9 protein-coding genes and 1 pseudogene are annotated in these 9,844 nt (G+C 54.5%); 3 read left to right on the top strand and 7 right to left on the bottom strand.

Features of this window, described 5'->3' with window-relative positions; genetic code table 11:
- The 7 genes and pseudogenes from H7A81_RS22575 to H7A81_RS22545 all read right to left on the bottom strand — a co-directional run.
- Nucleotides 1–773, bottom strand: a pseudogene (locus H7A81_RS22575) (proline/betaine ABC transporter permease ProW); the annotation flags it as partial.
- Nucleotides 770–1,966: a glycine betaine/L-proline ABC transporter ATP-binding protein ProV gene (proV, locus tag H7A81_RS22570; protein ID WP_034825478.1), complete on the bottom strand. Its 1,197-nt coding sequence runs from the start codon at nucleotides 1,964–1,966 to the stop codon at nucleotides 770–772. The gene proV and the pseudogene H7A81_RS22575, both read right to left, overlap by 4 nt.
- A gap of 412 nt (nucleotides 1,967–2,378) precedes the next feature.
- Complete coding sequence (nrdF, locus tag H7A81_RS22565; RefSeq protein WP_182058778.1) at nucleotides 2,379–3,338, bottom strand: class 1b ribonucleoside-diphosphate reductase subunit beta; 960 nt, start codon at nucleotides 3,336–3,338, stop codon at nucleotides 2,379–2,381.
- Nucleotides 3,339–3,346: 8 nt separating this feature from the next.
- Nucleotides 3,347–5,485 carry a class 1b ribonucleoside-diphosphate reductase subunit alpha gene (nrdE, locus tag H7A81_RS22560; protein ID WP_182058777.1) on the bottom strand — a complete coding sequence of 713 codons (2,139 nt, stop codon included), beginning with the start codon at nucleotides 5,483–5,485 and terminating at the stop codon, nucleotides 3,347–3,349.
- On the bottom strand, nucleotides 5,464–5,868 hold the full coding sequence (nrdI, locus tag H7A81_RS22555; RefSeq protein ID WP_166936190.1) for a class Ib ribonucleoside-diphosphate reductase assembly flavoprotein NrdI: 405 nt from the start codon (nucleotides 5,866–5,868) through the stop codon (nucleotides 5,464–5,466). Before nrdI ends, nrdE begins: the two co-directional genes overlap by 22 nt.
- Before the next feature lie 4 nt (nucleotides 5,869–5,872).
- Nucleotides 5,873–6,115 (bottom strand): redoxin NrdH, encoded by a 243-nt coding sequence (locus H7A81_RS22550; protein ID WP_038645282.1) that lies wholly within the window; start codon nucleotides 6,113–6,115, stop codon nucleotides 5,873–5,875.
- 332 nt (nucleotides 6,116–6,447) lie between these two features.
- Nucleotides 6,448–6,765 carry a DUF883 family protein gene (locus tag H7A81_RS22545; RefSeq protein WP_058959185.1) on the bottom strand — a complete coding sequence of 106 codons (318 nt, stop codon included), beginning with the start codon at nucleotides 6,763–6,765 and terminating at the stop codon, nucleotides 6,448–6,450.
- Nucleotides 6,766–6,914: 149 nt separating this feature from the next.
- Between H7A81_RS22545 and H7A81_RS22540 the strand changes: the two genes are divergently transcribed.
- The 3 genes from H7A81_RS22540 to mmuM all read left to right on the top strand — a co-directional run bounded on the left by H7A81_RS22540 (nucleotide 6,915) and on the right by mmuM (nucleotide 9,722).
- On the top strand, nucleotides 6,915–7,253 hold the full coding sequence (locus H7A81_RS22540; RefSeq protein ID WP_034825485.1) for a DUF2002 family protein: 339 nt from the start codon (nucleotides 6,915–6,917) through the stop codon (nucleotides 7,251–7,253).
- A 134-nt stretch (nucleotides 7,254–7,387) separates the two neighbouring features.
- The gene (gene mmuP, locus H7A81_RS22535) at nucleotides 7,388–8,797 is read left to right on the top strand and encodes an S-methylmethionine permease (RefSeq protein ID WP_160869407.1); all 1,410 of its coding nucleotides are present in this window, start codon (nucleotides 7,388–7,390) and stop codon (nucleotides 8,795–8,797) included.
- Complete coding sequence (gene mmuM / locus H7A81_RS22530; RefSeq protein ID WP_182058776.1) at nucleotides 8,787–9,722, top strand: homocysteine S-methyltransferase; 936 nt, start codon at nucleotides 8,787–8,789, stop codon at nucleotides 9,720–9,722. The genes mmuP and mmuM overlap by 11 nt, the downstream gene beginning before the upstream one ends.
- Nucleotides 9,723–9,844 lie beyond the last annotated feature (122 nt).

Here is a 9,844-nt window from a genome sequence, read left to right as displayed (position 1 = left end):
ACGAAGGCCGGTGTGGTCTGCATCGCATCCAGCAACGGTCGGATAATGCGTGCCGCACGTTCACTGCGTGCCAGCCAAATCCCCAGCGGGAGGCCGATGATGATACAGAACAGCAGGGCGGTCAGTACCAGCGCCAGTGTCACCATCGCTTGCGACCACGCGCCAATAGCACCAATCGCAATCAATGAAATGAGAGTCGCGATTCCCATGGCCGGGCTGGCAATTTGCCAGGCAATCAACGCAAATACCACAATTGCCACGGGCGCGGGCATGCCCAGCAGCAACTGCTGAAATGCGCTGAGGATATAGTCGACCGGCACGCGAATGCCCTGGAACACCGGGCGGAAGTGGCTAACGACCCAGTCGATGCCTTCGGTCACCCAGCTGTCGAGTGGGATCCAGGTCTTGTGGAACGGATCCATGATATTAAAATGCTCGGGAGCCGGAGCGGGCGCGCTGTTGAGCCAGTCACTGCTACTGGCGGCACTGCTGGCGGCATCATGTCCACCGCTCGCCGCCGAGGGATCACCCCATGCATCGGCTGAACCACTGCTACTGGCTGCGCTGCTGGCAGCATCATGTCCGCCGCTCGCCGCTGAAGGATCGCCCCATGCATCGGCGGAACCGCTGCTGGACGTGCTGTCGGCGGGTGCGCTGCTGCTACTTCCGCCCCAGGGATCGCTACTGCTGGCTGCCGCGCTCGAATCTGTGGTCGCGGGTTGCTGCGTGGTCTGGCTGGCGCTATCCCACGGATTGCTGGTTTGTTCACTCATGACTGGGCTCCTTCACGATCTAAAGCGCGCAATAGCATGCTTTTGGAAATAATACCGACGTACTGATTCTCCTCGCCGACCACCGGCACCGCGCAGGGCGCTTGTGCAACGTGGGAGAGCAAATCGTTCAGGGAGGTATCCGCAGGAACCGCTAACGGCGTCTCAAGCAGGGCGCTATCCAGACCTTCACCCGCAGCCAGTGCCGCTTTAAGTGAATCGGTTGAAACTACGCCGACAAATTTCTGTTTCTCCAGCACATAGCCATATTCGCGGTCTTCATCCTGAAGCAGTTTAATGGCGGAACGTGGGCCAAAACCGGCCGCTTTACGAATCAGTGCGCCGGCGCTACGACGGGCAATATCCCTGGCGCTAAACACATGGCTAATATCGACACCCCGGAAGAAGGTGCGCACATAATCGTTAGCGGGATTATTCAGGATTTCATCCGGCGTACCGACCTGTACCACTTCGCCACCCTGCATGATGGCGATGCGATCGCCAATACGCATCGCTTCATCGAGATCGTGAGAGATAAACACAATGGTACGCTGATGTTTCGCCTGCAGTTTGACCAGCTCATCCTGCATTTCGGTACGAATAAGCGGATCGAGGGCGGAGAAGGCTTCATCCATCAGTAAAATATCGGGATTGATCGCCAGCGCGCGCGCTAATCCGACACGTTGACGCATACCGCCGGAGAGTTCATCTGGATAGGAGTGAGCATAATTATCCAGTCCCACCTGACGCAATGCTTCCAGCGCTTTTTCCTGACGTTCCTGTAACGGCACGCCCGCTAATTCCATGCCGAAGGCGGTATTATTCAGCACCGTCATATGGGGCATTAATGCGAAGGACTGGAATACCATGCTGATCTTATTTCTGCGCACTTCACGCAGTTCAGCATCCGATATTTTCGCAATATCGACACCGTCAATGATCACCTGGCCGCGAGTGGGCTCGATCAGACGATTGAGAAGGCGAACCATGGTGGATTTCCCTGAACCGGAGAGCCCCATGATGACGAAGATCTCGCCTTCTTCAATGGCCAGACTGGCATCTTTTACGCCGACGGAGAGACCGGTTTTCGCCAGAATACTCTCTTTGCTTTCGCCTTTCTCAATCAGCTTAAATGCCTTTTCGGGGTGATCCCCAAATACCTTATATAAATTCTTTACTTCGAGTTTAATTGCCATGCAGTAATTAATTTCCCGGTTAAATGTTTAGCTATTTCTTGTAGTGATCTCGATTAAATTTAAGCGCCCTATAACCTAGCATAGTGAGAATATCTGACAACCCTTGGTTCGGATATTTGGCTGAGCGAGCGCGTGCAGATTGGCGATAATTCCAGTGCTCACAAGGGATGAGAGCGAATCATTTTTTTCTGAAATTTTTATGAAATTAACCCGCTTTCACGGCAAATGCTCAGTGAAACACGAATAAATTGCGCTTATGTAGGCGATATAATGGACGAATTAATGGCGCTAAAATGACAAAATAATGAAGCTGAGAAAGGGAAATAACGAGGGAATATTTGTCAGTCTAATCAGTAAATATGAAGGTGATGAAAGGGCGCGTTGTGGCGCGCCCTGTGCAGCAGGCCTGATGCTAGAAATTCCAGTCCTCGTCTTCGGTTTCCACGGCTTTTCCCATCACGTAGGAAGAACCTGAACCGGAGAAGAAATCGTGGTTTTCATCGGCATTCGGTGACAAAGCCGAGAGAATGGCCGGATTCACCGTCGTCAGCTCTGACGGGAACAACGCCTCATACCCCAGATTCATCAACGCCTTGTTAGCGTTGTAGTGCAGGAAGGTTTTTACCTCTTCCGCCCAACCGACATCCGCATACAGCGCTTCGGTATACTCCACTTCGTTTTCATACAGCGCCAGCAGCAAATCGATGGCAAATTGCTGCAGCTCTTCACGGCGTGCATCGTCAACTTTTTCCAGTGCCTTCTGGTACTTGTAGCCGATGTAATATCCGTGCACCGCTTCATCGCGAATAATCAAACGAATCAGGTCAGCGGTGTTGGTCAATTTGCCACGGCTTGACCAGTACATCGGCAGCCAGAAACCGGAGTAGAACAGGAACGATTCCAGGAACACGCTGGCGATTTTCTTCTTCAGCGGGTCCTCGGCCCGATAGTGATCCAGCACAATCTTCGCCTTGTTCTGCAACGCTTCGTTCTCCTCACTCCAGCGATACGCCGCATCGACATCGGCGGTGTTGCACAGGGTGGAGAAAATCGAGCTGTATGAACGCGCATGCACCGCTTCCATAAAGCTGATATTCGACAGCACCGCTTCTTCATGCGGCGTGATGGCGTCTTCCATCAGGCCCGGCGCGCCGATCACGTTCTGGATAGTGTCGAGCAGCGTCAAACCGGTAAACACGCGGATGGTCAGCTGCTGTTGCTGGTGGTCCAGCGACTGCCAGGCTGGCAGGTCGTTGGACAATGGCACTTTTTCCGGCAGCCAGAAGTTGCTGGTCAGACGGTTCCACACTTCGAGGTCTTTTTCGTCCTGGATTCGGTTCCAGTTAATCGCTTGAATTTGTTTAAGTTGCATAGTTTTCATCACAATGAGCAGGAGACGCAGCCCTGGACTTCGGTGCCTTGCAGCGCCATCTGGCGCAGACGAATGTAGTAGAGCGTTTTGATGCCTTTCTTCCACGCATAAATTTGCGCTTTGTTGATGTCACGCGTGGTGACGTCATCGCGGAAGAACAGCGTCAACGACAAGCCCTGATCGACGTGCTGCGTGGCTTCGGCATAGGTATCAATGATCGCTTCCGGACCAATCTGGTACGCATCCTGATAAAGATCCAGATTCTCGTTGGTCATAAACGGCGCCGGATAATAAACGCGGCCGGTTTTACCCTCTTTACGGATCTCAATGCGCGACACGATCGGGTGAATACTCGATGTCGCGTGATTGATGTACGAGATCGAACCGGTTGGCGGCACCGCCTGTAAGTTCTGGTTAAACAAGCCGTGTTGCATCACTGATTCGCGCAATGCCTGCCAATCGGCCTGACTTGGCAGCGCAATGCCTGCATCGGCAAAAATCTGTGCCACGCGTGCGGTGCGTGGCAGCCAGGCGCGATCCACATACTTATCGAAGTAGCGGCCGTTGGCATACTGAGACTGCTCAAAGCCATCAAAACTCTGATTGCGCTCTTGAGCCAGCAGGTTCGACGTGCGCACCGCGTGATAGGTGACGCAGTAGAAGTAGAGATTGGTGAAATCCAGTGCCTCTTCCGAGCCATAAGCCATGCCTTCACGCGCCAGATAGCCGTGCAGGTTCATCTGACCCAGGCCCACCGCATGTGAACGACGATTGCCTTCCGCGACCGACGGCACCGAGTTGATTTCGCTCATCTCAGAAACCGCCGTCAATGCGCGCACGGCGGTTTCAACGGTCTGCGCCAGATTGCGGGAATCCATAGCATGCGCGATGTTCAGCGAGCCGAGGTTACAGGAGATATCCTTGCCCACGCGGCGGTAGTTAAGATCGTCATAGAATTCGCTGGCGCTGTTAACCTGCAAAATCTCTGAGCACAGGTTGCTCATATTGATGCGACCAGCAATCGGGTTGTGACGGTTCACGCTGTCTTCGTACATGATGTACGGATAGCCTGACTCAAACTGAATTTCTGCCAGCGTCTGGAAGAAATCACGCGGCTTGATGTAAGTCTTACGGATACGATCGTCGGCCAGCATCTCTTCATACAGCTCGCTGATGCTGATATCACCGAACGCTTTGCCGTAAATGCGCTCAACGTCATACGGCGAGAACAGCGCCATATCGCGATTCTCTTTCGCCAGCTGGAAGGTGATATCGGGGATCACCACGCCGAGCGACAGCGTTTTGATACGGATCTTCTCGTCAGCGTTTTCGCGTTTGGTATCAAGGAAGCGGAAGATATCGGGGTGATGCGCGTTCAGCCACACCGCGCCCGCGCCCTGGCGTGCACCAAGCTGATTGGCGTAAGAGAACGCATCTTCCAGCATCTTCATTACCGGAATCACGCCAGACGACTGGTTTTCGATGCGCTTAATCGGCGCACCGGATTCACGCAGGTTAGAGAGCAGGAAGGCCACGCCGCCGCCGCGTTTTGACAACTGCAGCGCCGAGTTCACCGCACGCCCAATCGATTCCATATTGTCTTCGATGCGCAGCAGGAAGCACGAGACTAACTCGCCGCGCTGCTGTTTACCGCAGTTGAGGAAGGTTGGGGTGGCTGGCTGGAAGCGGCCGCTGAGCATCTCTGCCAGCAATTCGCGTGACAGCGATTCGTTGCCGCGTGCCAGCGTCAGCGCCACCATGCAGGCGCGCTGCTCGAAGGTTTCCAGATAGCGTTTACCGTCGAAGGTTTTCAGCGTGTAGCTGGTGTAAAACTTCCACGCACCGAGGAAGGTGTGGAAACGGAAACCCCAGGCATTGGCTTCATCGTGCAGCTGGCACAGGAAACTGAAGTCGTACTGATTCAGTACCGTGGCTTCATAGTAGCCTTCCTCAACCAGATAGCGCAGGCGATCGGCCGCCGAAGCGAACTGTACGGTATTCGGCTCTACATGCTGCAGGAAGAACTGGCGCGTAGCCTCGTGATCTTTCTCGAACTGAATGCGGCCATCGGCGTCATACAGGTTCAGCATCGCATTGAGCGCGTGATAATCCAGCTGCGTGCTGTTCAGGGTGTCTGTCGTTGCCAAAATTGGGTTACTCCCGCTTTTACATTAGCGATATCGTCGGGGGTTCCCATCAGCTCAAAGCGGTAGAGATAAGGAACCTGACATTTCTGCGCAATGATGTCGCCTGCCAGGCAATAGCCTTCACCGAAGTTGCGGTTACCGGCAGCAATCACCCCGCGGATACCGCGTCGGTTGGCGTCATCATTAAGGAATTGAATCACTTGTCTGGGCACCGCACCCCGCGCACTGCCGCCGCCGTAGCTCGGCACCACTAAAATAAAGGGTTGGTCGATATGCAGGCGCTGCTTGCCATCAATCGGTATGCGGCAAGCAGGCAGTCCCAGACGAGTGATAAATCGGTGCGTGTTTTCCGACTGGCTAGAGAAGTAGACCAGTGGGAACATCGCCTTATCCCCCGACTGCAGCGAGCTGGCGCAGGCTGGCGATTTTGTCAGGGCGGAAGCCGCTCCAGTGGTCATCATGGGTCATGACGACGGGCACCTGGCGATAGCCGAGGGATTTGAGGTTATCAATGGCTTCCGGTTGGGTATCGAGGTTGATCAGCTGATAGTCGATACCTTTACGGTCCATGGCATTTTTTGTCGCGTTGCACTGGACACAGTTGTTTTTAGTGTAAATAATAATGCGCATGATTCGTATTTCCCTTTGATTGCGGTCTGGATGCGAGATACGAAGCAAAATCCTATTTGCAGCGAACTTCGTCCTTGACGACATCTGGTAGCGAGTTGATGGGTTGAATACTAGATGTAGTGCTCGTAGTGGTCAAGCCCACCAGATATAGGGATTTTGTATTTTTATCTTCGGATAAACGCTAACACCAGAGATCATGCACCTTCCAGGCCCGAAATTTTTTTTGTAAAGGCGAGGGAGGCAAAATTTAGGTCAAATTTTGTGCGCTTTCATTTGCGGCAGGCACAAAAAAGCCCCGCAATCGCGAGGCTCTCTTTAAACGCTAATGATGGTTAACGGCGTGACATTAACAGCGCACCTAACACCAGACCCACGGCTGCACCGACACCCACGCCATGCCAGGGTTTGTCATGCACGTAGGCATCAACTTGATAACTGGCGTCACGCGCTGCCTGAGAAACGCGGCTGTTGCCGCCGTTCAGTTTTGCGCGGGTCTGCTTCAGCAGCGACTGTGCTTTGCTGCGTGCGCTATCCACTTCATCTTTGGCTTCGCTGCCGTAAGATTTAAGTAATGCTTCGAGCGAATCTGCCAGCTCGTTTACATCCTGATTGATATCAATGTCATCGTTTTTGCTTACGCGATTAAACATTTTTTCGCTCCCTTTGATTTAACAAGTAATACTGAGTGTAGACGAAACGTGACTAAACGCAGGCGTATGCCAGGCTTTAGGGAAATTCCGAATGTCCTGTATGTCGGGCTGTTGTAAGGTTGCGGGGCTGTGAGAAGAGAGGAGCAAGCATGTATTTACGTCCGGATGAGGTAGCGCGCGTACTGGAAAAAGCAGGGTTCGAAATGGACACCCTGACGCCAAAAATTTACGGTTATCGTCGTGGTGAAAATTATGTCTACGTCAATCGCGAAGCGCGCATGGGCCGCACCGCATTGATCATTCACCCCACGCTGAAAGAGAAAAGTCAGCACTTTGCCGAGCCCGCCTCAGAAATGAAAACCTGCGATCATTACACCCAGTTCCCGCTTTATCTGATGGGTGAATCCCAGGAACATTACGGTATTCCGCATGGTTTTAGCTCGCGTATCGCGCTTGAGCGCTATCTGCAAGGCGTATTTGGCGCCTGATGTGGTGCCCCGTTGACGCGGGGCCACCCCCGACTTTTTAAAACCCTCACCCTTTGCCACGTTGCAAATTGACACGCTGGCGCGTATAACCCTGTGTCCATATAGATGTTCAGACGTCCATACGGATAAAAATAATGCAAACGCAGGATACTTCTTCGCAGGAAAACTTTAAGCGCACCATGAAAGTGCGGCATCTGGTGATGCTGTCGCTGGGAGGTGTGATTGGCACCGGACTGTTCTTCAACACCGGCTATATCATCTCAACCACCGGGGCGGCGGGCACGCTACTGGCATATCTGATCGGCGCGCTGGTGGTGTGGCTGGTGATGGTATGTCTCGGCGAACTGGCCGTAGCGATGCCGGAAACCGGCGCTTTCCATGTCTATGCGGCGCGCTATCTCAGCCCGGCAACTGGCTATACTGTGGCATGGCTCTACTGGCTGACGTGGACGGTGGCGCTCGGCTCCAGCCTGACCGCCGCCGGATTCTGTATGCAGTATTGGTTCCCCACCACGCCGGTGTGGCTGTGGTGTTTGGTGTTCTGCATCGCCATCTATCTGCTGAATATCGTCTCCACGCGTTTCTTCGCGGAAGGGGAGTTTTGGTTCTCCATCATCAAAGTGGTCACCATCATTGCCTTTATCATCCTCGGTGCGGGCGCGATGTTTGGCTTTATCCCGATGAAGGATGGCAGTGCCGCACCGGGATTGAGTAACCTGACGGCTTCAGGCTGGTTACCGCACGGCACCTTGCCGATTCTGATGACCATGGTGGCGGTGAACTTCGCCTTCTCCGGCACTGAGCTGATTGGTATTGCCGCTGGCGAAACCGAGCAGCCGCAGAAAGCCTTGCCGCTGGCGATCCGCACGACCGTAGCACGATTGATTATCTTCTTTATTGGTACAGTATTTGTGCTGGCGGCGTTGATCCCGATGGATCAGGCCGGCATCGTTAAAAGCCCGTTTGTGCTGGTGTTTGAGAAGATTGGCATTCCCTACGCGGCCGATATCTTCAATTTCGTGATCCTGACGGCGATCCTCTCCGCCGCCAACTCGGGGTTGTATGCGTCGGGCAGGATGCTGTGGTCGCTGGCGAATGAGAACACCTTGCCGCGCTGTTTCGCCCAGGTGAACCGCCGTGGGATTCCGGTGCTGGCGATCACCGTCAGTATGCTGGGCGGCCTGCTGGCGCTGTTCTCCAGCGTGATCGCGCCGGATACCGTATTTGTGGCGCTGTCAGCCATTTCAGGTTTTGCGGTGGTGGCGGTGTGGCTGAGTATCTGTGCCTCGCACTATGTGTTCCGTCGTCGCCACTTGGCCGCAGGCGGTTCGCTGCAACAACTCGCCTATCGCGCGCCACTCTATCCTCTAACGCCGATTCTCGGTTTCCTGCTGTGCCTGCTGGCGTGTGTAGGGCTGGCCTTCGATCCGTCGCAGCGTATTGCGCTGTGGTGTGGCATTCCATTTGTGCTGTTCTGTTATGCCGCATACCATGTCACGCATCGACGTAACCTGAAGGCCGGGGAGGCCAATGATGTCGCGTAATCCTGTCGCAGAAGCCTTAACACAACATGACACACTGATTCTGGATGGCGCGCTGGCCACCGAACTGGAGGCGCGCGGTTGCAATCTCGCCGATGCGCTCTGGTCTGCCAAAGTGCTGATGGAAAACCCTGAGCTGATTTATCAGGTGCATAACGACTATTTTGCGGCCGGCGCCAATGTGGCGATCACCGCCAGCTATCAGGCCACGCCGCAGGGCTTTGCGGCGCGTGGGCTGGATGAGGCGCAAGCGCTCACATTGATCGAGCAAAGTGTGAAACTGGCACAGCGTGCGCGTGATGATTATCGTGCGGCATCAGGCAGTGATGCCGCTTTGCTGGTGGCCGGTTCCGTTGGGCCCTATGGCGCTTACCTTGCTAATGGTGCTGAGTATCGCGGTGATTACGCTCTGCCAGAAGCGGAGATGAAAGATTTCCATCGCCCACGCGTCAAGGCGCTGTTGGACGCGGGCGTGGATTTGCTGGCGTGTGAAACCCTGCCATCGTTTGCTGAAGCGCAGGCGCTGGTGAGTTTGCTGGCAGAGTACCCAAACAGCAGCGCATGGTTCTCCTTCACCCTGCGTGATGCGCAACACATCAGCGATGGCACGCCGTTAAGCCAGGTCGCTGAACTGGTCAATGTGGCACCACAAGTGGTGGCGATTGGCATCAACTGCGTAGCACTGGAGAGCGTGACACCGGCGCTGCAAACCTTGCAGGCGCTGTGTGCTAAACCGCTGTTGGTCTATCCCAACTCCGGTGAACAGTACGATGCCAGCAGCAAAACCTGGCACTCGGCGCCATCGGGCTGCACGCTGCAGGATAAATTCCCTGAGTGGCAACAAGCGGGCGCGCGGTTGATTGGTGGCTGTTGCCGCACCACACCGCAGGATATCGCGGCGATTGCCGCCTGTTGTCAACCGCAATAAAGGCCAGAAAAGCAGCACTGATAGCGCGATTGAGGCGAGTGAAAAGCAGGATCACGATAGAGAGTCTGGCAGGAAAAGGGAGTCCGCGCTTTAGCTTATAGGTGTAGATCGCATCATGTGTC

Origin of the sequence: Pantoea sp. ME81, from assembly GCF_903970985.1 — a bacterium.
GTDB classification, from domain to species: Bacteria; Pseudomonadota; Gammaproteobacteria; order Enterobacterales; family Enterobacteriaceae; genus Pantoea; species Pantoea communis.
This window is presented reverse-complemented; position numbering and strand designations above follow the sequence as displayed.

What these genes read in the sequence shown, in the direction of transcription:
- proV (WP_034825478.1), bottom strand. Translation starts at nt 1,966, where the DNA reads ATGGCAATTAAACTCGAAGTAAAGAATTTATATAAGGTATTTGGGGAT.
- mmuM (WP_182058776.1), top strand. Translation starts at nt 8,787, where the DNA reads ATGTCGCGTAATCCTGTCGCAGAAGCCTTAACACAACATGACACACTG.
- H7A81_RS22545 (WP_058959185.1), bottom strand. Translation starts at nt 6,765, where the DNA reads ATGTTTAATCGCGTAAGCAAAAACGATGACATTGATATCAATCAGGAT.
- H7A81_RS22540 (WP_034825485.1), top strand. Translation starts at nt 6,915, where the DNA reads ATGTATTTACGTCCGGATGAGGTAGCGCGCGTACTGGAAAAAGCAGGG.
- H7A81_RS22550 (WP_038645282.1), bottom strand. Translation starts at nt 6,115, where the DNA reads ATGCGCATTATTATTTACACTAAAAACAACTGTGTCCAGTGCAACGCG.
- nrdI (WP_166936190.1), bottom strand. Translation starts at nt 5,868, where the DNA reads ATGTTCCCACTGGTCTACTTCTCTAGCCAGTCGGAAAACACGCACCGA.
- mmuP (WP_160869407.1), top strand. Translation starts at nt 7,388, where the DNA reads ATGCAAACGCAGGATACTTCTTCGCAGGAAAACTTTAAGCGCACCATG.
- nrdF (WP_182058778.1), bottom strand. Translation starts at nt 3,338, where the DNA reads ATGCAACTTAAACAAATTCAAGCGATTAACTGGAACCGAATCCAGGAC.